The organism is Streptomyces bungoensis (genome assembly GCF_001514215.1).
Taxonomy (GTDB): domain Bacteria; phylum Actinomycetota; class Actinomycetes; order Streptomycetales; family Streptomycetaceae; genus Streptomyces; species Streptomyces bungoensis.
This window is the reverse complement of sequence record NZ_KQ948868.1, coordinates 53,802-79,234: the sequence shown is the minus strand read 5'-3', so window position 1 is coordinate 79,234 and position 25,433 is coordinate 53,802. Positions and strand designations below refer to the sequence as shown.

Genomic DNA, 25,433 nt, shown 5'->3' with positions numbered 1-25,433 from the left:
GCATGAGGCACGCACGACGACGGGTCGTGAGGCGGGTGACACGGCTGGCGGCGGTCGGCGGACTCCTCCTGGGAGGAGCGATGGTCACCCAGGCGGCCATGGCGAGCGAGACGCCCCCGGCGTCCGCCCGAGCGCTCAGCTCGCCCGGGACGGCCACGGGCACCGGTGCCGCACTGGTGGCGGAGCTCGGCACGGCGCGGACCGCGGGCGACTGGATCGGCGCCGACGGGCGTCCCGTGGTGGCGGTGACCGACTCCTCTGCGGCCCGGGTGGTGCGGCGCGCGGGGGCCGAGCCGAAGCTCGTCGCGCACAGCATGGACGAGCTGAAGTCGGCGACCGCCACGCTGCGGTCGGCGCCCCGGGTGGCGGGCACGGCCTGGTCCGTGGACTACCGGACCAACCGGGTCGTGGTGCAGGCCGACCGCACCGTGTCGGCCGCCGACTGGTCGCGGATGACCCGGGTCGCCGCCCGCATCGGCGGTTTCGTGCGGATGGAGCGCACGCAGGGCACCTTCACCACCCGACTGAACGGGGCGCAGCCGATCCTGTCGACGGGCGGGCGCTGCTCGGCCGGCTTCAACGTGACCGACGGCCGGACCGACTTCATCCTCACCGCCGGCCACTGCGGCCCCTCCGGGTCCATCTGGTTCGCCGACAACCAGGGCAACCAGCAGCTGGGGCGGACGGTCAGCAGCACCTTCCCCGGCAACGACTTCTCGCTGGTCCAGTACACCTCGGGCCGGGCCGGTGACGGGGCCGACGTGGTGGCCGTCGGCGGCGGCAAGGGCGTGCGGATCACCGGGGTCGCCGATCCGGCCGTAGGGCAGCGGGTGTTCCGCAGCGGCAGCACGAGCGGCCTGCACGACGGGCAGGTGACCGGGCTGAACGCGACGGTCAACTACCCCGAGGGGACGGTGACCGGGCTGATCCAGACCGACGTGTGCGCCGAACCGGGGGACAGCGGCGGCCCGTTGTTCTCCGAGGGCGTCGCGCTGGGCGTCACCTCGGGCGGCAGCGGGGACTGCACCACGGGCGGCACGACGTTCTTCCAGCCGGTGACCAGGGCGCTGGCGGCGCTGAACGTCAAGCTGCTGGTGTCGGCGCAGAACGCCGGCGGCGCCCGGAACGCCTCGCCGGCGCCCGCGCCGTCGGCCACGCAGGGTGCGGTGGCGCCGAGCGCGGCCTCGCCCGGCTCCTCGGCGCCGGTGACGGGTACCGCACAGGGCGAGACGCTGCTGGCCCGGCTGACGGACACCCGCAACCTCGGTCCCGGGCTGCTGGTGATCGCCGGCAGCCTGATCGCCCTCGTCGCGACCCGCTACATCCGTGCGGAGCAGGACCGCAAGGCGTACCAGCGGTACTACTCCGCGACGTGGGGCTGACGGCCGGGCCCTCGCGGGCGCCGGCCAGGCTCTTTGTGGTGATCGGGGAGGGAAGGTGTCACGAGAAGGGCACCCGTGCGTTCACGGGTGCCGGGGTGGCCGGGGCGGTGCCCGCCCCGCCGGGTCAGGCCGCCCGGGACGGCTGCGGGGCCGCGGCGGCCCACTCCAACACGAGGCGCTGGTACTCCGCGCGCTGCTCGGTGGTCAGTGTCCCGCCCGACCGGCGCCACAGGGCCCGGATCTCCTCGTTGACCTCCGCGGCCGATCGCTCGGAGGCGGTTTCAACAGTGGTGGACATGCTGTGAAGCATATGCCGGAGGACGTGAAGGCGCTGTGAATAAAGGCGCCGGAACCGGACATACCGGACCGTGTTGCTCATCACGTCAATACGCCGCGCGCACGCCTCCGGCGGCCGGTCCCGCCGGCGGCTCAGGTGCCGGGCTTGCGGCCGTAGACGAAGACGTCGTCCCCCGTCTTCAGCAGCGACCAGTACTTCTTGGCGGTCGTCGTCGTCATGTTCACGCAGCCGTGGGATCCCGGCGGGTTCCACATGCTGAGGTTCACCGAGTGGAAGGCCTGACCGCCGTCGAAGAACTGGCTGTAGGGCATCGGCACGTCGTAGATGTTCGAGACGTGGTCGATGTCCCGCCAGTAGATCTTCTTCAGGCCGGTGCGGGTGACGTACCCCTTGCGGCCGGTGCGCACGGGGACCGGCCCGTACACGAGCCTGCTGCCGTCCTGGATCCAGCTGAGCTGGAGCGTGAGGTTCACGCAGGCGATGCGGCCCTTGTTCACCGGGCACTTGCCGGCCTTGTTGGGGTTGTCCCCCACGGCCTTCTGCTTGTTCATCAGGTCCATCACGCCCCAGGTGACGGGGCCGGCGTAGCCGATGGCGGGCGTGATGCCGTGCTTGTTCTGGAAGGCCTGGATGGCCTTGCAGTCGGTGGAGGACTGCCTTCCGTCGACCGGGCGGCCGAGGAACTTCTCCACCTGCTTCTGGTACGGGCCCGCCTGCGTGGTGCAGCTCGCGGCCTGGGCCGGTGCCGCGGTGATGGCGAGCGTGAGCGGTGCCACCAGTCCGGTGACGCCCAGGGCGACGGCACCCCTTCTGCGTATGTCCCCCATGTCGGCCTCTTCCCCTTGTCCCCTCGGTCCCCTGGGGCATGCCCCGGGGCGTTCCCTGCGCGGTTCCCGCGCTCTCGGCCTACTAGACCAGTGCGGCGGGCCGATGGTTGTGGTTCCGGCCAGGCTGTGACGCAACGGTGAACTACCGCGCACGGTCGGACGAGCAGCGCCACCGCCGGGTCCGCGGGGTCGCAGGTGACGTCGGCCCGCTCGCCGCCGTCCGAGCCCCGCCGCCCGTCCATTCGACGGTCAGCCGCCGGCCCCGGCACCGTGACGTCGCCCCGTCCTGTCGCCGCCACCGGGGTCCGGCGCCGTACCCCGCGCTTCTTCAGCGGTACCACGCCGTCCCCCAGCCGGGCGGAGGCACGGCGCCCGCCGTGCAGCACCGGTCAGGACGTCTCCGCGAGGCCGGGGCGGCACCTTGGGCGAGCGGGTGAACCGTGCCGGAAATCGGCCGGAACGCGCTGTTCAGAGGCGTTGCCACGGGTTCGGGGCGATGCGACGGGGGTGCCTGACCGGTCGGAGTCGTCAGCGGGGGACGGGGATGGCGCGTCGCGAAGGCGCGTTGGACCCGGCGGCCGGCCCGGTGCAGCGCTTCGCGTCCGAGGTGCGCGAGCTGCGCCGGGAGGCCGGCGGTATGACGTACGGGAGATGGCCCGGCGCGCCAACTACTCGGTGGCCACGTTGTCCAGGGCGGCCGCCGGGGTGAGGCCCCGGCCGGGAGGACGGCGGAAGGCGCCGGGCCGCCCGGCCGGGCGGGTCCTCAGTGGCCGCGCCGGATCCATTCCTCCAGGTGCGGGGCCTCCTCGCCGATGGTGGTGGAGTCGCCGTGGCCGGTGAGGACCTTCGTCTCGGGCGGGAGGGTGAGGAGCCGGTCCCGGACGGAGTCGATGATCGTCGGGAAGTGGGAGTAGGAGCGCCCGGTGGCGCCGGGTCCGCCCCGGAAGAGGGTATCGCCGGTGAACACCGTCGCGAGCCCGGGGTCGTACAGGCAGACGGCGCCGGGCGCGTGGCCCGGGGTGTGCAGGACGGTCAGGTCGGCGCCGGCGGCCTCGAGGACCTGCCCGTCGACGAGGTGCCGGTCGGGGTCGCGGTGGGGGTGGGTGAGCTTCCACAGCGGCATGTCGTCGGCGTGCAGCCAGATCGTGGCGCCGGTGAGGTCGGCGAGGGCCGGCGCGGCGTCGATGTGGTCGTTGTGGGCGTGGGTGCACACGATGGCGGTCAGGCGGCGGTCGCCGACCGCGGCGGCGATGGCCTCGGCGTCGTGGGCGGCGTCGATGACGATCACCTCGTGGTCGTCGCCGACGATCCACACGTTGTTCTCGACGTCCCAGGTGCCGCCGTCGAGGGTGAACTGCCCGGAGGTGACCAGGCGTTCGATGCGGGCGGTCGTCACAGCACCACCACCGAGCGCAGCACGTCGCCGTGGTGCATCCGCTCGAAGGCCTGCTCCACCTCGTCCAGCCGGATGGTCTCGGTGACGAACGCGTCCAGCGGCAGGCGGCCCTGCAGGTGCAGGTCGACGAGCATGGGGAAGTCCCGGGAGGGCAGGCAGTCGCCGTACCAGGAGGACTTCAGCGCGCCGCCGCGGCCGAAGACGTCCAGCAGCGGCAGTTCGAGTTTCATCTCGGGGGTGGGGACACCGACGAGGACGACGGTGCCGGCCAGGTCGCGCGCGTAGAAGGCCTGCCGGTAGGTCTCGGGGCGGCCGACCGCGTCGATGACGACGTCGGCGCCGAACCCGCCGGTCAGTTCCCGGATCGCCTCGACCGGGTCGGTCTCCTTGGAGTTGACGGTGTGCGTGGCACCGAGCGTGCGGGCCTTCTCCAGTTTGCGGTCGTCGATGTCGACGGCGATGATCCGCGCCGCGCCGGCGAGGTTCGACCCGGCGATCGCCGCGTCGCCGACGCCGCCGCAGCCGATGACGGCGACGGAGTCGCCGCGCCCGACGTCGCCGGTGTTGATCGCGGCGCCGAGGCCGGCCATCACCCCGCAGCCCAGCAGTCCGGCGACCGCCGGCGAGACGGCCGGGTCGACCTTGGTGCACTGCCCGGCCGCGACGAGCGTCTTCTCGGCGAAGGCGCCGATCCCGAGGGCCGGGGAGAGCTCCTGCCCGGTGCCGGCGAGGGTCATCCGCTGGCTGGCGTTGTGGGTGTCGAAGCAGTACCAGGGGCGCCCGCGCAGACAGGCCCGGCAGTTGCCGCACACGGCACGCCAGTTGAGGATGACGAAGTCACCGGGGGCCACCTCGGTGACGCCGTCCCCGACCGACTCCACGACGCCGGAGGCCTCGTGGCCGAGGAGGAACGGGAAGTCGTCGGAGATTCCGCCCTGTTTGTAGTGCAGATCGGTGTGGCAGACACCGCAGGCCTGGACGCGCACGACGGCCTCGCCGGGTCCCGGGTCCGGAACCACGATCGTCTCGACCCGTACGGGTTCGTCCTTCCCCGGTGCGATCACGCCGCGAACTTCCTGCGCCATGGCCAGGCCCCTTCTCGATCGACATGCCTTGGTGCCGACCCTACGCGCCGGTGATCGGCGGCGGCACGGACACGACGGCGCCGGTGGATCTTTCCGGGCCCGGGGGCGGGGTGCCCGCTGCGCTTGCCGGGCCCGCCGGCGCGGAGGAGTCTCGGACGTGGGGTCCGTGCGGCCCGCTCCCCGCCGGGCCGCGGGCGCCCGAAGGAGGTCACCATGGGTACCGCGACAGGCTCTGCCTTCGACACCGAGAAACTGCGCCGGGGCATCGAGGGGAACACCGGCAACACCCTGCTGTCCCTGTACGCGGACGACGCCGAGATCCGCATCGTCGACCGCGACAGCCGGCCGAGCCACCCCCGGGTCCTGCACGGCCGCATCCAGATCGCCGAGCTGCTCGACGACGTCTACCGCCGCGACATGACGCACAAGCTGGACCGGTGCGTGGTGCAGGGCGACCACGCCGCGTTCAGCGAGTCCTGCGAGTACGGCGACGGCACCCGGGTCTTCGCCGAGTCGATGATCACGCTGCGCGACGGGAAGATAGCCGAACAGATCATGATCCAGGCGTGGGACGAGTAGCGGACGCTGCAGTCCTCCACGTCCCCTGAGCAGCGCCGCGGGAATCCCGGACCCCGGCCGGGCCTGGGCGGCGGTTCGGGACGGAGTACCGGGCGCTGCGCCCGCGACCGGCCGCCCGGTGCGTCCTTGAGGACGCGCCCTCGCGGCGACGGGCCCCGGCACCGGCGGCCGCCCGGGGCGGCCCCGGCCGGTCCTCACGCGGGGCGGCGGCCAGGTGTGCGCCGTGCCCGGCGGGGGAACCTGGTGCGTCCTGGTTCGGGCGTGATGAGAGGAGCACCCCCCTGTGACAGCGTCGGAGGCGGGCGGGCGGGCCCCGGGCGCCCAGGAGGCCGGGTACGAGCCGGACCCGCGCCGCTGGCGGGCCCTGTGGATCACCCTGGTGGCCGGCTTCATGAGCCTGCTCGACGTGACGATCGTGGCGGTCGCCCTGCCCACCGTCCAGCGCGACCTGCACGCCTCCGCCGCCCAGGTGCAGTGGGTGGTCTCCGGGTACGCCCTCACCTTCGCCCTCGCCCTCGTCACCGCGGGGCGCCTCGGCGACGCCCTGGACCGGCGGCGCATCTTCCTGCTGGCCCTCAGCGGCTTCGTGGTCTTCAGCGCGGCCTGCGGCGCGGCCCCCGACATCACGCTGCTGGTGGTGGCCCGGCTGGCCCAGGGCCTGGCCGCGGGCTTCATGGCCCCGCAGAACTCCGCGCTCATCCAGCAGCTGTTCCGCGGCGCCGAACGCGGTCGCGCCTTCGGGCTCTTCGGCTCGACCGTCGGGATCTCCTCGGCCGTCGGACCGATCACCGGGGGTGTCATCCTCGCCCTCGCCTCCGGCGCCCAGGGCTGGCGGTGGATCTTCTACGTCAACGTCCCCATCGGCGTCCTCGCGGTCCTGCTCGGCCGCCGGCTGCTGCCCCGCACCCGGCGGTCCGGCCGGGGGCACGTGGACGTGCCCGGGGTCCTGCTGCTGGGTCTCGGCGTGCTCTGCCTCATGTATCCGCTGGTCCAGGCGGAGTCGGGCGGCATCGGGCAGCTGTGGTGGCTGTTCCCCGTGGGCGTCGCGGTCCTCGCCGTCTTCGCGCAGTGGCAGCGGCGCCTCGTCGCCCGGGGCGCGCAGCCGCTGCTCGACCCGCGTCTGTTCACCACCGTGCGCGGCTACGCCGTCGGCGCCGGTGTCGGCACGCTGTACTTCATCGGCTTCAGCGGTGTCTGGCTGGTCTTCGCCCTCTTCTACCAGCACGGCCTGGGCTTCACCCCGCTGCGGTCCGGGCTGGCCGTGACCCCGTTCGCCGTCGGCTCGGCGATCACCGCGGTGGTCGCCGGACGGCTGGTGGAGCGGTTCGGCCGGCTGCTCACGGTGTGCGGGCTCACGGGCGTGATCCTCGGGCTCGGCGGCGCCGCGCTGCTGCTGCGCTACGGGCCCGCCGGCAGCGCTCCCTGGCTCGCCGCCCCGCTGCTGTTCCTCGGCGGCTTCGGCGGTGGCTTCGTCGTCTCCCCCAACATCACCATGACGCTGCGGGACGTGCCGGTGCGCATGGCGGGCGCGGCGGGCGGCGCGCTGCAGACGGGGCAGCGGCTCGGCGCGGCCGTGGGCACCGCGGCCCTGCCCGGGCTCTTCTACGTGGTGCTCGCCGGGAGCGACGACTACCGCGGTGCCCTCTTCGCGGCGCTGGGCGCCGCCCTCGTCGGCATGGCGGCCTCCCTCGCCCTCGCGACGTTCGACTGGCGCCGCGACCGGCGGACACGGGGAACTCGCCGGAAGTGCCCGGACGAGGTCGCCACCGGTCCGGTGAACGCGCGGGAGACCTGAGCGGCCGGCCCCGGCCGGGAGCAGGGAGGAGCGGATGAGGGGGCGTGGGCACCTCGCCCCGGGAGGACGTCAGCCGTACGTGAGGACCATCCGGAAGCGGGCCTTGCCGGAGAGCATCTTGCGGTAGGCCTCGTCCGCCTGGTCGACGGGTACCGTCTCGGTCATGGGGCGGATGCCGTGCAGGGCGCTGAACGCCATGGTGTCCTCCACGTCCTGCGCGGTGCCGGACGGGTGCCCGCGGACGACGCGGCCGCTCATCAGCAGCTGGGCGGGGCTGACGCCGAGCGGCGCGGTGTCCGCGCCGATGACCACCAGCTCCCCGCGGTGCGTCAGGCCGTCCACGGTGGCCGTGATGGCCTCGGAGTTCCCGGCGGTGGCCAGGACGGCCTTGGCGCCGCCCAGGGACTGCAGCGCCTCGGCGACCGGTGTGCCGGAGGTGCTGTCGATGTAGTGGTGGGCGCCCAGCCGCTTGGCGAAGTCGGCCTTCTCCGCGCCGCGGGCGATCCCGACCGTCTCGAACCCCATGGCGACCGCGTACTGCACCCCGAGATGCCCGAGGCCGCCGAGACCGAGCACGGCGACCAGGTCCCCGGGCCGGGCGGAGCTGCGCCGCAGCCCGTTGTACGTGGTCACGCCCGCGCAGGCCATGGGCCCGGCGTCGGCCGCGGAGAGCGCCTCGGGAATCCGGGCCAGGGCGTCGGCGGGTGCGATCACCTGCCCGCCGAAGCCGCCGTCGTAGGCCCACCCGGGCACCTTCAGGTTCCGGCACACGATGAAGTCGCCCTCCCGGCAGGCCCGGCAGTGGCCGCACGAGCCGCCGAACCAGCCGACGGCCACCCGGTCGCCCAGCTGCCAGCCGCGGTCGGCCGCGCCCTCGCCGAGCTCCTCGATCCGCCCGGCGATCTCGTGCCCGGGCACCAGCGGGAACGACACGCCGGGCAGCGCCCCGCTCACGAAGAGCGCATCGCTGTGGCAGATCCCGCACGCGTCGACGGCGATCCTCACCTGGCCGGCGCCGGGTCGCGGCACCTCCCGCTCGGTCAGTTCGAACGTGCCGCCCGAGGCGGTCACCTGCGCGACTCGATACGTGCTCATGGGGTGCTCCGAAGACGGCTGCGAATCGGTGGGTCGCCCCCCCGTTCCAGCAGACCAGCTCCGGACCGATCGCGCGCGCCGAAACGGTTCGGCACGGCGCCACCCGGCGGGGCCCTCAGCCGGGTCCGGGGTGCCAGCCCGCCGGGCGCAGGATGCCGAGCAGCTGGCGGACGAGCTCGTCGACGACCTCGTCCAGGCTCGCGTCCACCCAGCCGGCGCTCCAGTCGTGCAGCAGGCCGTTGACGCTGCCGATGAAGGCCGTGGCCGCGAGGCGGTAGTCGCGGGGCGCCGCCTCGCCGCGCGCGACCGCCGCGTCGGCCTCGGCGCGGATCAGGTCGACCCAGCGGGCCCGGCGGGCGAGCCGCTGCTCCTCGAGGCGGGGGCTGACTCCGACGATCTCCACGAAGGTGATCCGGATGCGGCGCGGGTCGCAGGTGACGTCGCGGGCGTAGGCGCGGAACAGCACGGCGACCCGCTCGGCCAGGGGCAGCCCCTCCGCGGCCGCGAGGGCGTCGAGCACCGCGCGTTCCGCCCAGCCGTTGACCTCCAGGTGCAGCGCGGCGAGGACGTCCTCGAGGGTGCGGAACTCCTCGTAGAACTGGCGGGTGGACAGGCCCGCGGTCTGGCTCAGCGCGGCGACCGTGGTGGCCCGGTAGCCCGGGTGGTCGCCGAACAGGTGCAGAGCGGCCTCCAGGAAGCGGCGGCGGCGCTCGGCCTGCCGTTCCTCGGCGGACCGGCCGCCGTAGCGGCCCGTCGGCGCCCTCAGCCTCCCCGTCACGCTTCCCCCCTCGGTCGCCCTCCGTCGCCCCGCCGGCCTCCCAATCTTGTCGTGCACGCATCTTGTCGAGAAGGCCGCACCCTCCTTACTTTTCAGTAAGTTCACTGTGAAAGCGACCGTGTTCAGATTTCCCCGAGGAAAGAGAGCAGTCATGCCTGCCTCCAGATCCAGGCACCTTTGCTCCGTGGCCGCCGCTTTCGTCCTGACCGTCGCCGCCCCGGCGACCGCCGCCTCCGCCGCGTCCGGCGCCTCCGGCCTGCGCGAGGTGCTGTTCGTGGGCAACAACTGGGACGGCACCGCGGACGTCATCAAGTCCTCCGGCGACTTCGCCGAGGTCGGCCGGATCAACGTCATCCCGGACAAGGACCAGCGGATGGCGGAGATCAACGCCGACCCGATCAAGTGGGTGTACTTCCAGGCCATCCGCAACAGCGTCGGCGAGGGCCACGACCAGTTCGCCGACGACATGTACTCCACCCCGGACGGGAGGTCGGTGGTCGTCTCCCGGCCGAGCTTCGCGGACGTGGTCTCGATCGACCTGGCCACCGGAAGGATCAACTGGCGCTTCCCGGTGGCCGGCTACCGCGCCGACCACATGGCGGTCTCGCCGGACGGCACCCGGGTCGCCGTCTCCGCGTCCACCGCGAACACCGTGCACGTCCTGGACATCGCCACCGGCAAGCAGCTGGGGGCGTTCGCGACCGGCGACAAGCCGCACGAGAACATCTTCACCAGGGACGGCAAGTACATCTGGAACATGTCCATCGGGGACGTCAACACCTCCCTCGACGACCCGGGCTGGGACTGGACCAAGGGCGACCGGCACATCACGGTCGTGGACGCGACGACGTACAAGCAGGTCAAGGTCATCGACATGCGGCAGCGGCTGGACGCGTACGGGCTGAAGGACTTCTCCGACGCCGTCCGGCCCGCGGTCTTCTCGCCCGACGAGTCCAAGCTGTACTTCCAGGTGTCGTTCTTCAACGGCTTCCTGGAGTACGACGTCGCCGCCGACAAGATCACCCGGATGAAGACGCTGCCGAAGAACCCCGCGACCAGCGAGGACCGCACCACCTGGGTCAACGACTCGCGCCACCACGGCATCTCGATGAACCCCGAGGGCACCAAGCTGTGCGTCGCGGGCACCATGGACGACTACGCCACCGTGGTCGACCGGTCCACCCTCCAGGAGGGTCCGCTGGTGCCCGCGTCCAAGCCGTACTGGGCCACGGTCAGCGGCGACGGCAAGGACTGCATCGTCTCCGAGAGCGGCGCCGACCAGGTCACCGCGATCGACTTCGCCACCGGGCGGAAGGTCGCGTCGGTCCCGGTGGGCGACCACCCGCAGCGCGTCCGGCTGGGACACGTGCAGGCCGACTGGACGGGCCCGTCGGCCAGTTGACGGACGTACGGCCTCCAGGAGCGCTCGCTGGAGGCCGTACGCCGGTCGTCGGTGCGCCGGCCGCAAGGCCGCCGCCGTCAGTCGCCCGTCCGGCGCGTCACGTGCAGCAGGTACTCCTTCCGGTCGAGAGGGTTGTGGTCGGTGCGCGGCCGCTCGGGGACCGGCCCCCGGGTGACGGGCGCGTAGTGGTCGAAGGCGGTCTCCAGCTCGCCCTCGCCCCGGGTGAGCCCGGGCAGCCGCTGCTCCAGTTCGTGGATCCGCGCGGCGGGCACCGCGCCCTCGAGGACGCAGGCCGGGCCCCGCGCCTCGGTGGCCGCCGGTACGGCGCCCAGCCGGGTCAGCACCGGCAGCAGTACGCCCAGGGTGTCCGCCGGCGCCTCGACGCGGAAGCGGTGCACCGGCTCGTGCACCCGGGTGCCCGCCCGGCGCAACGCCTCGGTCAGCACGAGCGGGGTCAGGCCGCGGAAGTCGTGGCCGGTGCTCGACATGCTCTTGTCGAAGCGCTGGTGGGCGTGGCTCTGGCGGGGCGAGTAGCCGCTGTGGGTCATGGTGACCGTGCAGTCGGGGATCGGCCAGCCGTGCAGGCCCTGGCCGAGGGTCTCGCGGACGGTGTCCTCGACGGCCTTGAAGAAGGCGTACGGCATGGAGCCCAGCTCCACCTCCAGGCGGAACGCGACGCCCGCCCCGGGTGGGGCCGGCTCGACGCGCAGGCCGACGGTGGCGAGGAACGGGTTGCCGTCCGTCTTGTTGAACTCGACCGCCTCGCCGGTGCCGACGGGCCGTTCGACGCACAGCGTGGTGGTCTCCCGGAAGGTGACCGCCAGGCCGTAGTCCTCGGCGAGAGCGGCCTCGACGACCTCCTTCTGCACCTCGCCGTAGAGGGAGACGGAGGTCTCCCCGCGCACCTCGTCGTGGCGCACGCCGATGAGCGGGTCCTGTTCGGCCAGCTGGGTGAGCGCCAGGTGCAGGGAGCGCCGGTCCGTGCCGGGCCCCGGGACTACGACGGTCTCCAGGGTGGGCGGCGCGAAGTGGTGCCCGCGGGGCCGTCCCGGCACGCCGAGCGCGTCGCCGACCCGGATGCCGCCGAGGCCCCACACCTTGGCGATGCTGCCGGCGCCGGCGCTCTCCCGCGGGGCGTCGGCGCCCCGGTCGAAGACGGCGAGCGCGGTGATCCTGCCCTCCTCCCCCGCGTCCCCGAACGGAATACGGTCGCGTACGCGCAGGGTGCCGGTGAAGACCCGCGCGTAGGCGACCTTCTCCCCCGCCGGGCCCCGCTCCACCTTGAACACCGCGGCGGAGGGCGGGCCGTCCGGGTCGCCGCCGGCGGCGGGCAGCAGCCGTTCGATGCCGGTCACCAGCTCGTCCACTCCCGCGCGGGTGAGAGCCGACCCGAAGTAGACCGGATGGACCAGTGCCCGTCGGGTCCGGTCGGCGAGGGAGCGGAGCAGGCGGCCGTCGTCGTCCGGACGGTCGTCGCGCAGGCGGCCGGCCACGTAGGCGGCGAGGAGGTCGTCGTCGTGGTCGGCGAGCGCGTCCAGCGCGGCCGGCCCGAGCCGCTGGACGAAGCGGGCGTCGCGCGTGCCGAGCCCGTGCGCCGTCCCGGCCGGCACCAGCGGTACGGCCAGCCTGCGGGTCATCTCGGCCAGCACGGCCCCGCCCCGGGCGCCGCGCCGGTCGATCTTGTTGACGAAGACCAGGGTGGGGATGCGCAGCCGGCGCAGGGTCCGCATGAGGACGCGGGTCTGCGCCTGGACGCCCTCGACGGCCGAGACGACCAGGACGGCGCCGTCGAGCACGCCGAGCACCCGTTCCACCTCGGCGATGAAGTCGGGGTGGCCGGGGGTGTCGATGAGGTTGACGGTCACCGTGTCGAGCGGGAACGACACGACCGCCGCCTTGATGGTGATGCCGCGCCGGCGCTCCAGCGCGAGGGTGTCCGTCCGGGTGCTGCCGGCGTCGACGCTGCCGAGCTCGTCGGTGACTCCGGCGGTGTGCAGCAGCCGTTCGGTCAGGCTGGTCTTACCCGCGTCGACGTGCGCGAGGATGCCGAGATTGAGCAGATGCACTGAGCGTGATGTCCTTCGCCGTGGGTGGGATTCCTGCCTGGGGGGACATGCACGCAGGGCGCATCGGTGTGCTCCTCTCGGTGGTGCCGACGGGTCCCGGGCAGTGCAGCACGCCGTCCCGGCGACCGCAATGGATTAACGCTCAACAGCTGCGTCTCGCAGCGCTCGCCGCCTTCCGGGCCCGGTCATAGAGTGATCTGCATCACGCCGTTCGGCTGATGCCCCTCACTCCTGCCCGCACGGTCTGGAGGCCGTATGACCCACATCACGGTGAAGGTGGACGGCACGACGTACGAGGACGACGTGGAGCCCCGTCTCCTCCTGGTCCACTACCTGCGCGACCGCCTCGGCCTGACCGGTACGCCGATCGGCTGCGACACCTCCAACTGCGGGGCCTGCACCGTCGAGCTGGACGGGGCGAGCGCCAAGAGCTGCTCGGTGCTCGCCGTGCAGGCGGACGGGTGCGAGGTGACCACCGTCCAGGGGCTGGCGAAGGACGGCGAGTGGACACGGCTGCAGCGGGCCTTCCACGAGCGGCACGCCCTGCAGTGCGGCTACTGCACCCCCGGGATGCTCATGGCCGCGCGGGACCTGCTGCGCGAGAACCCGCATCCCGGCGCCGAGGAGGTCCGGCACGCCCTGGAGGGCAACCTCTGCCGGTGCACCGGCTACCAGAACATCGTCCACGCGGTGCTCGCCGCCGCCGGACAGCAGGTCGCCGAGGAGGCCACGGCATGACCGGCCAAGCCGTCGAACCCGAGATCGGCCGCGCCCGGCTGCGCAAGGAGGACGCGCGGCTGATCACGGGCCAGACCAACTGGACCGACAACATCCAGGTCGCCGGCCTGCTCCACCTGGCGATCCTGCGCAGCCCGATGGCCCACGCCCGCGTCACCCGCGTCGACGTCTCCCCCGCCCTCGAACGCCCCGGGGTGTTCGCCGCCTTCAGCGGCGCCGACCTCGCCGAGGGGCTGGGGTCGCTGCCCTGCGCCTGGCCGGTCACCGAGGACATCGTGCTGCCCGAGCACCCGCCGATCGCCGTGGACGAGGTCCGCTACGCCGGGGACCCGGTCGCGGTGGTGGCGGCCCGCGACCGGTACGCGGCCGCCGACGCGCTGGAGGCGATCGAGGTCGACTACGAGCCGCTGCCCCCGGTGCTGGACCTGGAGGCCGCGCTCGCGGACGGCGCGCCGCTGGTCCACGCCGACAAGGGCACCAACCGCTGCTACACCTGGCCGCTCGCCACCGGCGAGAGCTTCGAGGCCGTCCGGGAGCGCGCCGAGGTCACCCTCAGGCGCCGCTACCACCAGCAGCGGCTGATCCCCAACGCCATGGAGCCGCGCGCGGTCGTCGTCACCCCGCTCGCCGCCTCCGGCGAGTACACGGTGTACTCGGCGACCCAGATCCCGCACATCCTGCGGATCATGCTGTCGGCCGTCACCGGCGTCCCCGAGCACAAGCTCCGGGTGATCGCCCCCGACGTGGGCGGCGGCTTCGGCTCCAAGCTCCAGGTGTACGGCGAGGAGGCCCTGGCGCTGGCCGTGGCCCGGAGACTCGGCCGCCCCGTGAAGTGGACCGAGTCCCGTTCCGAGGGGTACCTCGCCACCCACCACGGCCGCGGCATGATCCAGGACGTCGAGATCGCCGCGACCCGGGAGGGCAGGCTGCTCGGGCTGAAGGTGGACCTGACCGCCGACATGGGCGCCTACCTGATGCTCGTCACCCCGGGCATCCCGATCCTCGGCGCGTTCATGTACCCGGCGATCTACAAGATGGACTCCTACGCGTTCACCTGCACCGGTGTCTTCACCACGCGCACCCCGACCGACGCCTACCGCGGTGCCGGGCGCCCCGAGGCCACCTTCGCCATCGAGCGGATCATGGACGACCTGGCCCACGAACTCGGCCTCGACCCGATCGAGCTGCGGCGCCGCAACTGGATCCGGCACGAGGAGTTCCCGTACACCACCATCGCCGGACTGACCTACGACACCGGCGACTACGAGTCGGCCACCGACAAGGCCCTCGCCCTGTTCGGCTACGACGACCTGCGCGCCGAGCAGCGGGGGCGCGCCGAGCGCGGCGACACCGTACGCCTCGGCATCGGCGTGTCGACCTTCACGGAGATGTGCGGGCTCGCGCCGAGCCGGGTGCTGCGCGACCTCAGGTACGGGGCCGGCGGCTGGGAGGCGGCGAGCATCCGCATGCTGCCCACCGGCACGGTGGAGGTCGTCACCGGCACCAGCCCGCACGGGCAGGGCCACGTCACCTGCTGGAGCCAGATCGCGGCCGACGTGCTCGGCGTCCCCTTCGAGGACGTCGAGGTGGTGCACGGCGACACCAAGGCGGCCCCGCAGGGCATGGACACCTACGGCTCGCGCTCGCTGACCGTCGGCGGCGAGGCCGTGCACCGGGCGGCGGTCAAGGTGGTGGACAAGGCCCGGAAGGTCGCCGCGCACCTGCTGGAGGCGAGCGAGCAGGACCTGGAGTTCCAGGCCGGCGTGTTCTCCGTCAGGGGTTCGCCGGAGGCCCGCAAGACGATCCAGGAGATCGCCCTGGAGACGTTCATGGCGCACAACCTGCCCGACGGCGTCGAGCCGACCATCAACGCCGAGTCGCTGGTCGACCCGGAGAACTTCTCCTACCCGCACGGCACCCACCTGTGCGCCGTGGAGGTCGACACGGAGACCGGGAAGACAGAGATCCGGAAGTACGTCTGCGTCGACGACGTCGGCCACGTCGTCAACCCGATGATCGTCGAGGGCCAGGTGCACGGCGGACTCGCGCAGGGCATCGCGCAGGCGCTGTACGAGGAGGCCGTCTACGACGACGAGGGCAACCTCGTCTCCGGCACCATGGCCGACTACCTCGTGCCCTCGGCCGCCGACCTGCCGGAGTTCGTCACCGACCGCACGGAGACCCCGGCGGCCTCGAACTCCATGGGGGTCAAGGGCGTCGGCGAGGCGGGGACGATCGCGTCGACGCCGGCCGTCGTGAACGCCGTCGTGGACGCGCTGAGGCCGCTGGGCGTGGACGACGTGCGGATGCCGTGCGCGCCGCACCGGGTCTGGCAGGCCGTCCGGGCGGCCCGGTCCGGCCGGGCCGCCGAGCCGGCCGGGACGGGACCCGCGCAGTCCGGGCAGTCCGGGCAGGCCGCGCAGGGCGGCGACATCGGCCAGTACGGCGACACCGGCTCGTCCGGAGACACCGGCTCGTCCGGCAAGGAGGGTCCGGCATGATTCCCCCCGCGTTCGAGTACACCCGTCCCGGCAGCGTCGACGAGGCGGTGCGCGCGCTGGCCGACGCCGGCGAGGAGGCGAAGGTGCTGGCCGGCGGGCAGAGCCTGCTGCCGCTGCTGCGGCTGAGGCTCGCCTTCCCGGAACTGGTCGTGGACGTCGGCCGGATCCCGGAGCTGCGCGGCGTCCGCGAGGACGGCGACACGCTCGTCATCGGCGCGATGACCACGCACCACGACGTGGTCCACGACCCGCTGGTGCGCCGGCACGCCGGTCTGCTGGCGCAGGCGACGGCCACGGTGGCCGACCCCGCCGTACGGCACCGGGGCACCCTCGGCGGCTCGCTCGCGCACGCCGACCCCGCCGGCGACCTGCCCGCCGTCGCCCTCGCCCTCGACGCCGCACTGGTCGTGGCGGGCCCGGGCGGGCGGCGCACGGTCCCGGCGCGGGAGTTCTTCGTCGACTACCTCCAGTCGGCGCTCGCACCCGACGAGCTGCTGCTGGAGGTGCGGATCCCGAAGCGGGCCGGCTGGGGCTTCCACTACGAGAAGTTCCACGCGGTCGCCCAGTCCTGGGCCATCGTCGCCGTCGCGGCGCTCGTGCGGCGCGACGACGGGCACATCGCCGAGGCACGCGTCGCACTGACCAACATGGGCCCGACCCCGCTGCGCGCCACGGCCGCCGAGGAGGCGCTGACCGGCGCCGACGGCCCCGGGGCCGTGGCCCGCGCGGCCGAGGCGGCGGCCGAGGGCACCCGGCCCTCCCAGGACCTGTCCGCCTCGCCCGAGTACCGGGAGCACCTCGCGCGGGTGCTGACCAGGCGGGCGGTGCTGACCGCCACCGGAACGGGGTGAGCGCCGATCACCCGCATGGACGACCCGGAGCAGGTGCGGGCCCGCCTGGAGGAGACGGGGTACCTCGTCGACGAAGGGCTGGCCGTCACCTGCTTCCTGGCGCTGAAGCTGCACCGGCCGCTGTTCTGCGAGGGCGACGCGGGCGTGGGCAAGACCGCGCTCGCGACCGCCCTCGCCCAGACGCTGGACGCGCCGCTGATCCGGCTGCAGTGCCACGAGGGCATCGACGCCGCGCAGGCCCTGTACGACTGGGACTTCCCGCGCCAGCTGCTGCACCTGCGGGCCGCGGAGGCCGCCGGGGCCACGGACGCCGACCGTCTCGAGAGCGAGCTGTACGACCGGCGCTTCCTCATCGCCCGGCCGCTGCTGCGGGCGCTGCAGACGCAGCCGTCGGTGCTGCTGGTGGACGAGATCGACCGGGCGGACGACGAGTTCGAGGCGTTCCTGCTGGAGCTGCTGTCGGAGTACTCGGTGACGATCCCCGAACTGGGCACGCTGCGGGCCGAGGAGCCGCCGGTGGTCGTGCTGACCTCGAACCGGACCCGGGAAGTGCACGACGCGCTGAAGCGGCGGTGCCTGTACCACTGGTTCGACCACCCCTCCTTCGCCCGCGAACTGGCCATCGTGCGGCGCCGGTTGCCCGGGGTGTCGGCGCGGCTGGCCGAGCAGGTCACCGCGCTGGTGCAGGCGCTGCGGGGCGCGGACCTGGTCAAGCCGCCCGGGGTGGCCGAGACGATCGACTGGGCCGAGGCCCTGGACGCGCTGGGGGCGAGCGAGGTGGACGCCGAGCTGGCCGTGGCGACGCTGGGCTCGGTGCTGAAGTACCGCGAGGACACCGACCGGGCCCGGGGGCTCGACCTCGCGGCGGTCCTCGCGGCCCGGGGGGTGTGACGGCGATGGGTGCGGAGGCTGCCGGCGCGGCCGCGGTACCGCTCGGCGCGGACGCCGTGCTGCTCGGCTTCGTGCGGGCGCTGCGGGCGGCGGGGCTCGACGCCGGGAGCGAGCGGCTGCACGCCTTCCTGCGCGCGGTCGACGCGTTGCGGCCCGGGATGCGGGCGGACGTGTACTGGGCGGGACGGTCGACCCTGTGCGGCGGGCACGACGATCTGGAGCGCTACGAGCGGGTGTTCGCCGCGTACTTCGGGGCACAGGGCGAGCCCGCGCCGCGCGCGCCCCGCGCCGTGCCGCCGCCCCGGCCGCGTGTCGCCGCGCGCGAGGCCTCCGCCGCCCCGCGCACGCCGGGCGAGGGCGAGCCGTCCGGGCCGCCCGCCGTCACGCTCGCCAGCTCCGCCGAGGTGCTGCGGCACCGCGACGTCGCCGGCCTGGACGCCGCCGAACGCGCCCAGCTGCGGCGCCTGCTGGCCGAGTTCGCGCTCGTGGGGCAGACCCGGCGCTCGGCCCGGCGGCGGCCCGCCCGGCGCGGGGACGTCGACCCGCGCCGCACCGTGCGGGAGCTGCTGCGCCGCGGCGGGGAACCGGCTCGGCTGCGGCGGCACGCGCGCGTGGAACGGCCGCGCCGCGTGGTGCTGCTCGTCGACGTGAGCGGTTCGATGGCGCCGTACGCCGACGCGCTGCTGCGGTTCGCGCACGCGGCGGTGCGCGGGGGCCGCACCGAGGTGTTCACGATCGGCACCCGGCTGACCCGGACGACCCGCGAACTCGCCCACCGCGACCCGGACCTGGCGATGGCGGCCGTCGCGGCGGCCGTGCCGGACTGGCGGGGCGGCACCCGGCTCGGCGAGCTGCTGCGCGAGTTCCTGAACCGCTGGGGGCAGCGCGGCATGGCGCGCGGCGCGGTCGTCGTCCTGCTGTCGGACGGGTGGGAGCGCGGTGACCCGGAGCTGCTCGGCGCGCAGATGCGCCGGCTGCACGCCCTGGCCCACCAGGTGATCTGGGCCAACCCGCGCAAGGCGCGCCCCGGTTACGCGCCGCTGGCCGCCGGGATGGCGGCGGCCCTGCCGAGCGTCGACGTGTTCGTCGGGGGGCACAGCCTGGCGGCGCTGGAGGAGCTGGCGGCGGCGGTGCGCGGGGCGGCCGGTGCGGCCGGTGCGGCCCCGGTGAGAGGAGCGGAGCGTGCGTGAGATCCTGCCGGCGCTGGCGCGCTGGTACGCGGCCGGGATCCCGTTCGGGCTCGCCACGGTCGTCGCCGTCAGCCGCAGCGCGCCGCGCGGACCCGGTGCCGCCATGGCGGTGGGGCCCGGCGACGAGGTCGTGGGCAGCGTGTCCGGCGGCTGCGTGGAAGGGGCGGTGTTCGAACTGGCCCAGGAGGTGGCGGCGAGCGGTGAGGCGCGCCTGGAGACCTTCGGGTACAGCGACGAGGACGCGTTCGCGGTCGGACTCACCTGCGGCGGCGAGATCACCTTGCTGGTGCGGCCGGTGACGGCCGCCACGGACCCGGCGTTCGGCGCGGTGGCCGCCTCCGTCGCCGCGGGTGAACCGGTGACCGTGGCCACGGTGGTCGACGGGCCGGCACCGCGCGGGGCCGCCCTCGGGGTCTGGCCCGGGTCCGTGACCGGGACGCTCGGCGCCGAGGGGCTCGACGTCGCGGTCACCGCCGACGCCCGCGGTGAACTCGCCCTCGGCGCCTCGGTGCTCCGGCACTACGGGGCGCACGGCGAGCGCCGCGAGGACGCCGTCAGCGTGTTCCTGCAGTCGTTCGCGCCGCCGCCGCGGATGCTGGTCTTCGGCGCGATCGACTACGCGGCCGCGGTGGCCCGCATCGGCGACTTCCTCGGCTACCGGGTCACCGTGTGCGACGCCCGCCCGGTCTTCGCCACGCCCAAGCGCTTCCCGACGGGCGTGGAGGTCGTCGTGGACTGGCCGCACCGGTATCTGAGCGGGACCGGCACCGACGACCGCACGGTGATCTGCGTCCTCACCCACGACCCGAAGTTCGACGTGCCGCTGCTCGAGGAGGCGCTGCGCCGGCCGGCCGCCTACATCGGGGCGATGGGCAGCCGCCGTACCCACGACGAGCGGCGCGCCCGGCTGACCGAGGCCGGTCTCACCGGGGCCGAACTGGCCCGGCTGCGCTCGCCCCTCGGGCTCGACCTGGGGGCCCGTACGCCCGAGGAGGTCGCGGTGTCCGTCGCCGCCGAGATCGTCGCCCTGCGCTGGGGCGGCAGCGGCGCGCCGCTGACCGCGACCACCGGGGCCGTCCATCCGCCCGTCGGCCACTGAGTGCGAGGAGCTAAACCATGGAGCTGCGGCACGAGTTCACCGTCCCCGTCCCGGTCGACGACGCCTGGCACGCGCTGCTCGACATCGAGCGCGTCGCGCCGTGCCTGCCGGGCACGGTGGTCGAGGAGTACGACGGCAGGACGGTGAAGGGCTCGGTCAAGGTCAAGGTCGGGCCGGTCACCGTCAACTACCGCGGTACGGCGGTCTTCGACGAGCAGGACGCGGCGGCGCACCGGCTGGTGCTCGTGGCGAGCGGCCGGGAGACCCGCGGGCAGGGCACGGCCCGGGCGACGGTGACCGGCACGCTGAGCGAGCACGAGGGCGGTACGGCGGTGTCGGTGCTGACGGATCTGGCGGTGACCGGCCGTCCGGCGCAGTTCGGGCGCGGGGTGCTGGCGGAGGTGGGCGACCGGCTGGTCGGCCAGTTCGCCCAGTGCCTCGCCGAGCGCCTGACCGAGCGGCCCGCCGAGGCCGCGGCGGAGGAACCGGTTCAGCCGCCCCGGGCGGAGCCGGAGCCGGTGGACCTGCTGCGCACGGCAGGCCTGCCGGTGGCCAAGCGGGCGGCGGGCGCGGCGGCGGCCCTCGGCGCGCTGGCACTGCTGGCCACCCGCCTCTGGCGGCGGCGCCGGTCCTGCCGGGCGACCAGGCGACGGCGCCGGTCCTGCCGGGCGACCAGGCGACGGCGCCGGTCCTGCCGGGCGACCTGGCGGCGCCGTCGGCCGTAGAGCCGACGCCGGTCCACGGCACGGCCACTCGGCAGCCGGGCCAAGCGCGCCCGCGCGACTGCCCCGCCCATGGTCAGGCGCACAGCGGGCAGGGCGGCGGCCCCCGACGCACCAGCCGCACCCGCCATGCGCAGGTAGACGACGAACCAGCGCCTGCCCACCACACGCCAACTCGGCATCCCGGCCGCCGCGCCCGCGCGGCCGACCCGCCCACGGCCAGGCGCACACCAGGCAGGGCGACGCCCCTCGACGTACCGGACCGGCCGCGCGGTCGCGCGCCCGTAGGCGGCGAGCCGACGCCGGGCCACCGCGCGGTTACTCGGGGTCGCCGGCCACCCGTGCGTGCAGGTGCAGGTCGTGCCAGCCGTCGGCGTGCAGCTGGGCGCTGCGCAGAGTGCCCTCGGGGGCGAACCCGGACTTCTCGGCCACCCGGCAGGAGGCCGGGTTGGCGGTGGAGTGGTAGAGGTCCAGCCGGTGCAGGCCCAGCTCGTCCAGGGCCCAGCGGCTCAGGCGCCGGGCCGCCGCGACGGCTACGCCGTTGCCGCGCGCAGGCGGCAGCACCCAGTAGACGACTTCGGCGGTTCCGCCCGCGAGGTCGACGTCGTTCAGTCCGGCGAGGCCCAGGGCCGCGCCGCCGGGCGGGGCCACGGCCCAGACGACACCGGTCTCGGCACGCCGGCGCGCGTGCAGGCGCTCGATCCGGGCGCGGGCCTCCGCCCGGCCGGCCACGGTGAAGAGGTTCCACCGGCTGATCGACGGGTCCTGGCCGGCGGCGAGCAGGGCGTCCGCGTCGGCGTCGTCAAGCCGCCAGGGTCGCAGCTCGAGCCCGCCGGGCAGCGCGAGCACGGGCTGCTCGCCGTCGGCGAGGCGGCCTGGGGGGACGACGTCGGGTATGCCGGGGCCGGAGATCATCCCGGCATCGTGCCACAGGCGCCAGGCGTCAGGGCCGGGGCAGGCGGTGCAGGGTCACGTCGGTCAGGGCGCCGCCGGTGAGGCGGGCCGTGAGGTAGGTGCAGTGGGGCTGGCGGCGGCGGTCGGTCGGGGAGCCGGGGTTGAGCAGGCGCAGCCCGCCGGGGGCGGTGGTGTCCCAGGGGATGTGGCTGTGGCCGAAGACCAGCACGTCCAGGTCCGGGAAGCGGGCGGCGCAGCGGGCCTCACGGCCCTGGGCGGGGCCGGTCTCGTGCACCACGCCGAAGCGCAGGCCGCCCAGCTCGGCGTACGCCACCTCGGGGAGCCGGGCGCGCAGGTCGGGGCCGTCGTTGTTGCCGTACACGCCGACCAGCCGGCGGCTGCGGTCCTCCAGCAGGTCGAGCGTCGCGGCGTCGACCCAGTCGCCGGCGTGGAACACGACGTCCGCGCGCGGGAGTTCGTCGAGCAGCGCCTCCGGCAGCCGCTTGGCGCGCTTGGGCAGGTGGGTGTCGGACGTCAGGAGCAGGCGCACGTCACCAGCCTAGGCCGGTCAGGAGGCGAGGCGGCGGATGGTGCCGACGGCGCCCAGGGCGGCGACGCCCGCGCCGACGGCCGTGGCCGCCGGGTGCCTCGCCAGGGTCGCCTGCCAGGACCGGGCGTGGGAGCTGTCGTCGAAGGCCCCGTGGGCGCCGTGGTCGGCGGCGCGCTCCCGGTCGACCGGTTCGAAGAGGTTGTCCTGGCCGGCGGGCGGGATGCGGTCGGTCTGCTGGGAGTCGAAGCCGGTGCGGGCCAGGTAGCGGTCCAGCAGGGCCGGTACGAAGCGGTTGGCCCAGACGGTCGCCAGGGTGGTGGCGCCGACGTAGTACTGCTTGCGGCGCGGGTGGTCGGCCGCGTACGCCACGCCCCGCGCGGCGACCTCCGGCTGGTAGATCGGCGGCACCGGCATGGGGTGCTTGGAGAGCCGGGTGCGCACCCAGTCGAACTGGGGGGTGTTGACCGCGGGCATCTGGGCGACCGTGACGTGCACGTTGCTGCCGCGGTGCAGCAGTTCCGTGCGCAGGGAGGAGGTGAAGCCGTTGATGGCGTGCTTGGCGCCGCAGTACGCCGACTGCAGCGGGATGGACCGCTCCCCGAGCGCCGAGCCGACCTGCACGATCGTGCCCCTGTCCCGGGGCAGCATGCGCTTCAGGGCCGAGCGGGTGCCGTTGACGAAGCCCAGGTACGTCACTTCGGTGACCCGCTTGAACTCCTCGGCGGTGATTTCCTCGAACGGCGCGAAGACCGTGGAGAACGCGCAGTTGATCCAGACGTCGATCGGCCCGAACTCCTTCTCGGCGACCTCGGCGACGGCCTCAACCTGGGCGGGGTCGGCCACGTCGGCGGGCTGGACCAGGGGGCGCCCGCCGAGCGCCGCGACCTCGTCGGCCGCCGCCCGCAGGCCGCCCTCGCCGCGCGCGACCAGGACGACGTTCGCGCCGCGGCGGCCGTACAGGCGGGCGGTGGCGCGGCCGATCCCGGCGCTGGCTCCGGTGATGACGACGGTGGGGGACATGATCGTTCTCCTGTTCTGACGTTTCGGGGCCGCCGGAAGTCGCCGGGGTTGCCGGGTTTTCCGGAGCTTCACACGTGCACTTGTCGACTTGTCTCTTCAGGGCTTCCGTCGCAGCCGCAGCGCCGCGCCTGCTCCGGCCGCCGCGGTGAGGGCGGCCGCCGCGGCCGTCGTCGTCCAGCGGGCGGTGCGGGACGGCTCGGGCGGGCGGGTGGCCAGGCGTTCCGGGTGCTCGCTGGGCAGCCCCGCGCCGTCGAGCCCGAGGGCCAGGACTTCGGCGAGGTGCAGGGCGCGCCGGCCCGTGCCGCCCTCCTCGATCTGGGTACGGCAGCTGAAGCCGTCGGCGAGGACCAGGCTGCCGGGTGCCGCCCCGCGTACGGCGGGCGGCACGCCGTGTTCGGCGACGGCCATGGAGACCTCGTGGTGGCCGCGTTCGAGGCCGAAGTTGCCGGCCAGGCCGCAGCAGCCCTCGTCGAGGACCTCGGCGTCCAGGTGGGCGCGGCGCATCAGTTCGCGGTCGGCGTCGAACTTCGTGATCGCGTGCTGGTGGCAGTGGGTCTGCACGGTCGCCTGCCGGGCGAGCCGCGGCGGCCGCCAGTCGCCGGGCGCGTGGTGGACGAGGTGCTCGGCGAAGGTGCGGAACTGTCCGGCGAGCCGCTGTACGTCCTGGTCGGCGGGCATCAGCTCGGGCGCGTCGGACCGGAAGACGGCCGTGCAGGAGGGTTCGAGGCCGATGACCGGGGTGCCCGCCTCCAGGTAGGGGCCGAGCACGCCGAGGGTGCGGCGCAGCACCTTCTTCGCGACGGGGAGCTGCCCGGTGGAGATCCAGGTCAGGCCGCAGCAGACGGGCTTGGCGGGGACGGCGACCCGGAAGCCGGCGTCCTCCAGGACACGGACGGCGGAGATCGCGATGGAGGGGTGGAAGCAGGTGCTGAAGGTGTCCGGCCACAGGCCCTCCCAGGTCTCCCGGTCGTCCGGTGGGCGGGCGGTGACGCCGAGTCCGGCCTCGCGGGCCCTGAGCATCTTCTGCTCGCGCTCGGGGTCGTCGGAGAAGGCCACGTTCGCGTCCTTCTCGTGGCGGCCGATGGCCCGCAGCAGCGCGTGCGCCTGCTCGTCGACGTCGTCCTGGCTGTCGCCGCTGTACTGGACCATGAGCCAGCTGTCGCCCTCGGGCAGCACGGCGAGGGAGTCGAGGTAGGCGCCCTCCTCGCGCATCAGCTGGGCCATGCGCCCGTCCAGCGCCTCCAGCTGGCTCGGCGAGCAGTGCTCCAGCAGCCGTGGGACGTCGTCGCCGGCGGCGCAGATGTCGTCGCAGCCGAGGACGAGGAGCGACTGGTACGGCGGCACCGGCACCAGGTCGAGTTCGGCGCGCAGCACGGTCACCAGGGTGCCCTCGCTGCCGACGAGCGCCCTGGCCGCGTCGAAGCCGTTCTCGGGCAGCAGGGAGTCGAGGTTGTAGCCGGAGACGCGGCGCGGGATCTTCGGGTATCCGCGGCGGATGTCGGCCAGATACGCGGCGGCGATGCGGTCGAGGCCGGCGTACAGCTCGCCGAGCCGCCCGCCGCCGTCGACGATCCGCTCGCGCTCGCCGGGCGAGGTGGGGCCGACCCAGGCGCGCAGGCCGTCGTAGGTGAGGATCTCCAGGCGGCGCACGTTGTCGACGGTCTTGCCGCAGGCCTGGGCCGAGGCGCCGCAGGAGTTGTTGCCGATCATGCCGCCGAGCGCGCAGTGGCTGTGCGTGGACGGCTTGGGCCCGAACTGCAGCTTGTGGCCGGACAGTCGGCGGTTGAGTTCGTCGAGGACGATCCCCGGTTCCACCACGCAGGTGCGCTGCCCGGGGTCGACGGACAGCAGTCTGGTGCAGTACTTGCCCCAGTCGATCACCACGGCCGTGTTCGTCGACTGGCCGGCGAGGCTGGTGCCGCCGCCCCGGGACAGCACCGGGGCGTCGAAGCGCGCGCAGACGGACACCGCCCGCGCGCCCGCCTCGACCGTGCGGGGGACGACCACGCCGACGGGGACCTGGCGGTAGTTCGATCCGTCCGTGGCATAGGCGCCGCGACTGCCCGCGTCGAAGCGGATCTCGCCGTCCACTTCGGCGCGGAGCGCCGCCTCCAGGCCGGAGTTGTCCGGAGGGGTCATGTGCACTCCTCGAGATCGCCGGGGTCCTTGGCGCTTTCCAGGACCGGCGAGTACCCCTCTCTTGCCCTGTGCAACAACAGTTTGGGCTGAGCAGGTGCGACTGGACAGTCTGGACTGTCGGTCATAGGGTGGGGG

Annotated in this window: 22 protein-coding genes; 11 read left to right on the top strand and 11 right to left on the bottom strand. The window is 74.2% G+C overall.

The window, feature by feature from the left end; translation table 11 throughout:
• Positions 1–2 precede the first annotated feature (2 nt).
• Positions 3–1,382: a S1 family peptidase gene (locus AQJ66_RS28480; RefSeq protein ID WP_061927802.1), complete on the top strand. Its 1,380-nt coding sequence runs from the start codon at positions 3–5 to the stop codon at positions 1,380–1,382.
• A gap of 124 nt (positions 1,383–1,506) precedes the next feature.
• On the opposite strand, the gene AQJ66_RS28475 is transcribed toward AQJ66_RS28480, so the two are convergent.
• The 4 genes from AQJ66_RS28475 to AQJ66_RS28460 all read right to left on the bottom strand — a co-directional run bounded on the left by AQJ66_RS28475 (position 1,507) and on the right by AQJ66_RS28460 (position 4,988).
• A complete protein-coding gene (locus AQJ66_RS28475) occupies positions 1,507–1,692 on the bottom strand; it encodes a hypothetical protein (RefSeq protein ID WP_061927988.1) in 186 nt (61 codons plus the stop codon).
• 119 nt (positions 1,693–1,811) lie between these two features.
• Positions 1,812–2,507 carry a L,D-transpeptidase gene (locus AQJ66_RS28470; protein WP_061927799.1) on the bottom strand — a complete coding sequence of 232 codons (696 nt, stop codon included), beginning with the start codon at positions 2,505–2,507 and terminating at the stop codon, positions 1,812–1,814.
• 763 nt (positions 2,508–3,270) lie between these two features.
• Entirely contained in the window at positions 3,271–3,903 is a 633-nt protein-coding gene (locus tag AQJ66_RS28465; protein WP_061927797.1) for an MBL fold metallo-hydrolase, read from the bottom strand.
• The gene (locus AQJ66_RS28460; protein ID WP_061927795.1) at positions 3,900–4,988 is read right to left on the bottom strand and encodes an S-(hydroxymethyl)mycothiol dehydrogenase; all 1,089 of its coding nucleotides are present in this window, start codon (positions 4,986–4,988) and stop codon (positions 3,900–3,902) included. The genes AQJ66_RS28465 and AQJ66_RS28460 overlap by 4 nt, the downstream gene beginning before the upstream one ends.
• A gap of 213 nt (positions 4,989–5,201) precedes the next feature.
• On the opposite strand from AQJ66_RS28460, the gene AQJ66_RS28455 reads away from it, so the two are divergent.
• Positions 5,202–5,567 (top strand): nuclear transport factor 2 family protein, encoded by a 366-nt coding sequence (locus AQJ66_RS28455; RefSeq protein WP_061927793.1) that lies wholly within the window; start codon positions 5,202–5,204, stop codon positions 5,565–5,567.
• Positions 5,568–5,850: 283 nt separating this feature from the next.
• Positions 5,851–7,362 carry an MFS transporter gene (locus AQJ66_RS28450; RefSeq protein ID WP_107119073.1) on the top strand — a complete coding sequence of 504 codons (1,512 nt, stop codon included), beginning with the start codon at positions 5,851–5,853 and terminating at the stop codon, positions 7,360–7,362.
• 69 nt (positions 7,363–7,431) lie between these two features.
• Here AQJ66_RS28450 and AQJ66_RS28445 read toward each other — a convergent pair whose 3' ends face one another.
• Entirely contained in the window at positions 7,432–8,457 is a 1,026-nt protein-coding gene (locus tag AQJ66_RS28445; RefSeq protein ID WP_061927791.1) for an alcohol dehydrogenase, read from the bottom strand.
• A gap of 115 nt (positions 8,458–8,572) precedes the next feature.
• Positions 8,573–9,235 (bottom strand): TetR/AcrR family transcriptional regulator, encoded by a 663-nt coding sequence (locus tag AQJ66_RS28440; protein WP_061927789.1) that lies wholly within the window; start codon positions 9,233–9,235, stop codon positions 8,573–8,575.
• Between the two features lie 151 nt (positions 9,236–9,386).
• Here AQJ66_RS28440 and AQJ66_RS28435 point away from each other — a divergent pair, with 151 nt between their 5' ends.
• Complete coding sequence (locus tag AQJ66_RS28435; protein ID WP_061927787.1) at positions 9,387–10,637, top strand: YncE family protein; 1,251 nt, start codon at positions 9,387–9,389, stop codon at positions 10,635–10,637.
• 77 nt (positions 10,638–10,714) lie between these two features.
• Here the strand turns inward: AQJ66_RS28435 and AQJ66_RS28430 are convergent, their stop codons facing one another.
• Positions 10,715–12,703, bottom strand: coding sequence for an elongation factor G (locus AQJ66_RS28430; RefSeq protein ID WP_061927785.1), 1,989 nt, complete (start codon positions 12,701–12,703; stop codon positions 10,715–10,717).
• A gap of 255 nt (positions 12,704–12,958) precedes the next feature.
• Here AQJ66_RS28430 and AQJ66_RS28425 point away from each other — a divergent pair, with 255 nt between their 5' ends.
• The 7 genes from AQJ66_RS28425 to AQJ66_RS28395 are packed head-to-tail and all read left to right on the top strand — an operon-like array spanning position 12,959 to position 20,698.
• Entirely contained in the window at positions 12,959–13,441 is a 483-nt protein-coding gene (locus AQJ66_RS28425) for a (2Fe-2S)-binding protein (RefSeq protein WP_061927783.1), read from the top strand.
• On the top strand, positions 13,438–15,942 hold the full coding sequence (locus AQJ66_RS28420) for a xanthine dehydrogenase family protein molybdopterin-binding subunit (protein WP_079060487.1): 2,505 nt from the start codon (positions 13,438–13,440) through the stop codon (positions 15,940–15,942). Before AQJ66_RS28425 ends, AQJ66_RS28420 begins: the two co-directional genes overlap by 4 nt.
• Positions 15,939–16,793: an FAD binding domain-containing protein gene (locus tag AQJ66_RS28415; RefSeq protein ID WP_061927781.1), complete on the top strand. Its 855-nt coding sequence runs from the start codon at positions 15,939–15,941 to the stop codon at positions 16,791–16,793. The genes AQJ66_RS28420 and AQJ66_RS28415 overlap by 4 nt, the downstream gene beginning before the upstream one ends.
• Before the next feature lie 15 nt (positions 16,794–16,808).
• Complete coding sequence (locus AQJ66_RS28410) at positions 16,809–17,684, top strand: AAA family ATPase (protein WP_061927779.1); 876 nt, start codon at positions 16,809–16,811, stop codon at positions 17,682–17,684.
• Positions 17,685–17,689: 5 nt separating this feature from the next.
• Positions 17,690–18,874: a vWA domain-containing protein gene (locus AQJ66_RS28405; protein ID WP_061927777.1), complete on the top strand. Its 1,185-nt coding sequence runs from the start codon at positions 17,690–17,692 to the stop codon at positions 18,872–18,874.
• Positions 18,867–19,973, top strand: a complete 1,107-nt coding sequence (locus AQJ66_RS28400; protein ID WP_061927775.1) for an XdhC family protein — start codon at positions 18,867–18,869, stop codon at positions 19,971–19,973. The genes AQJ66_RS28405 and AQJ66_RS28400 overlap by 8 nt, the downstream gene beginning before the upstream one ends.
• 17 nt (positions 19,974–19,990) lie before the next feature.
• Positions 19,991–20,698, top strand: a complete 708-nt coding sequence (locus AQJ66_RS28395; protein WP_063804101.1) for an SRPBCC family protein — start codon at positions 19,991–19,993, stop codon at positions 20,696–20,698.
• 315 nt (positions 20,699–21,013) lie between these two features.
• Here AQJ66_RS28395 and AQJ66_RS28390 read toward each other — a convergent pair whose 3' ends face one another.
• From AQJ66_RS28390 to AQJ66_RS28375, 4 genes are all read right to left on the bottom strand, one after another.
• Positions 21,014–21,610, bottom strand: coding sequence for a GNAT family N-acetyltransferase (locus tag AQJ66_RS28390; protein ID WP_061927773.1), 597 nt, complete (start codon positions 21,608–21,610; stop codon positions 21,014–21,016).
• A 28-nt stretch (positions 21,611–21,638) separates the two neighbouring features.
• A complete protein-coding gene (locus AQJ66_RS28385; RefSeq protein ID WP_061927771.1) occupies positions 21,639–22,139 on the bottom strand; it encodes a metallophosphoesterase family protein in 501 nt (166 codons plus the stop codon).
• A gap of 18 nt (positions 22,140–22,157) precedes the next feature.
• Positions 22,158–23,159, bottom strand: coding sequence for an SDR family oxidoreductase (locus tag AQJ66_RS28380; protein WP_061927769.1), 1,002 nt, complete (start codon positions 23,157–23,159; stop codon positions 22,158–22,160).
• 96 nt (positions 23,160–23,255) lie between these two features.
• Positions 23,256–25,298: an FAD-binding and (Fe-S)-binding domain-containing protein gene (locus AQJ66_RS28375; protein WP_061927767.1), complete on the bottom strand. Its 2,043-nt coding sequence runs from the start codon at positions 25,296–25,298 to the stop codon at positions 23,256–23,258.
• Positions 25,299–25,433: the final 135 nt, after the last annotated feature.

What these genes read in the sequence shown, in the direction of transcription:
- AQJ66_RS28480 (WP_061927802.1), top strand. Translation starts at nt 3, where the DNA reads ATGAGGCACGCACGACGACGGGTCGTGAGGCGGGTGACACGGCTGGCG.
- AQJ66_RS28475 (WP_061927988.1), bottom strand. Translation starts at nt 1,692, where the DNA reads ATGCTTCACAGCATGTCCACCACTGTTGAAACCGCCTCCGAGCGATCG.
- AQJ66_RS28470 (WP_061927799.1), bottom strand. Translation starts at nt 2,507, where the DNA reads ATGGGGGACATACGCAGAAGGGGTGCCGTCGCCCTGGGCGTCACCGGA.
- AQJ66_RS28460 (WP_061927795.1), bottom strand. Translation starts at nt 4,988, where the DNA reads ATGGCGCAGGAAGTTCGCGGCGTGATCGCACCGGGGAAGGACGAACCC.
- AQJ66_RS28455 (WP_061927793.1), top strand. Translation starts at nt 5,202, where the DNA reads ATGGGTACCGCGACAGGCTCTGCCTTCGACACCGAGAAACTGCGCCGG.
- AQJ66_RS28445 (WP_061927791.1), bottom strand. Translation starts at nt 8,457, where the DNA reads ATGAGCACGTATCGAGTCGCGCAGGTGACCGCCTCGGGCGGCACGTTC.
- AQJ66_RS28435 (WP_061927787.1), top strand. Translation starts at nt 9,387, where the DNA reads ATGCCTGCCTCCAGATCCAGGCACCTTTGCTCCGTGGCCGCCGCTTTC.
- AQJ66_RS28425 (WP_061927783.1), top strand. Translation starts at nt 12,959, where the DNA reads ATGACCCACATCACGGTGAAGGTGGACGGCACGACGTACGAGGACGAC.
- AQJ66_RS28420 (WP_079060487.1), top strand. Translation starts at nt 13,438, where the DNA reads ATGACCGGCCAAGCCGTCGAACCCGAGATCGGCCGCGCCCGGCTGCGC.
- AQJ66_RS28415 (WP_061927781.1), top strand. Translation starts at nt 15,939, where the DNA reads ATGATTCCCCCCGCGTTCGAGTACACCCGTCCCGGCAGCGTCGACGAG.
- AQJ66_RS28410 (WP_061927779.1), top strand. Translation starts at nt 16,809, where the DNA reads ATGGACGACCCGGAGCAGGTGCGGGCCCGCCTGGAGGAGACGGGGTAC.
- AQJ66_RS28405 (WP_061927777.1), top strand. Translation starts at nt 17,690, where the DNA reads ATGGGTGCGGAGGCTGCCGGCGCGGCCGCGGTACCGCTCGGCGCGGAC.
- AQJ66_RS28395 (WP_063804101.1), top strand. Translation starts at nt 19,991, where the DNA reads ATGGAGCTGCGGCACGAGTTCACCGTCCCCGTCCCGGTCGACGACGCC.
- AQJ66_RS28390 (WP_061927773.1), bottom strand. Translation starts at nt 21,610, where the DNA reads ATGATCTCCGGCCCCGGCATACCCGACGTCGTCCCCCCAGGCCGCCTC.
- AQJ66_RS28380 (WP_061927769.1), bottom strand. Translation starts at nt 23,159, where the DNA reads ATGTCCCCCACCGTCGTCATCACCGGAGCCAGCGCCGGGATCGGCCGC.
- AQJ66_RS28375 (WP_061927767.1), bottom strand. Translation starts at nt 25,298, where the DNA reads ATGACCCCTCCGGACAACTCCGGCCTGGAGGCGGCGCTCCGCGCCGAA.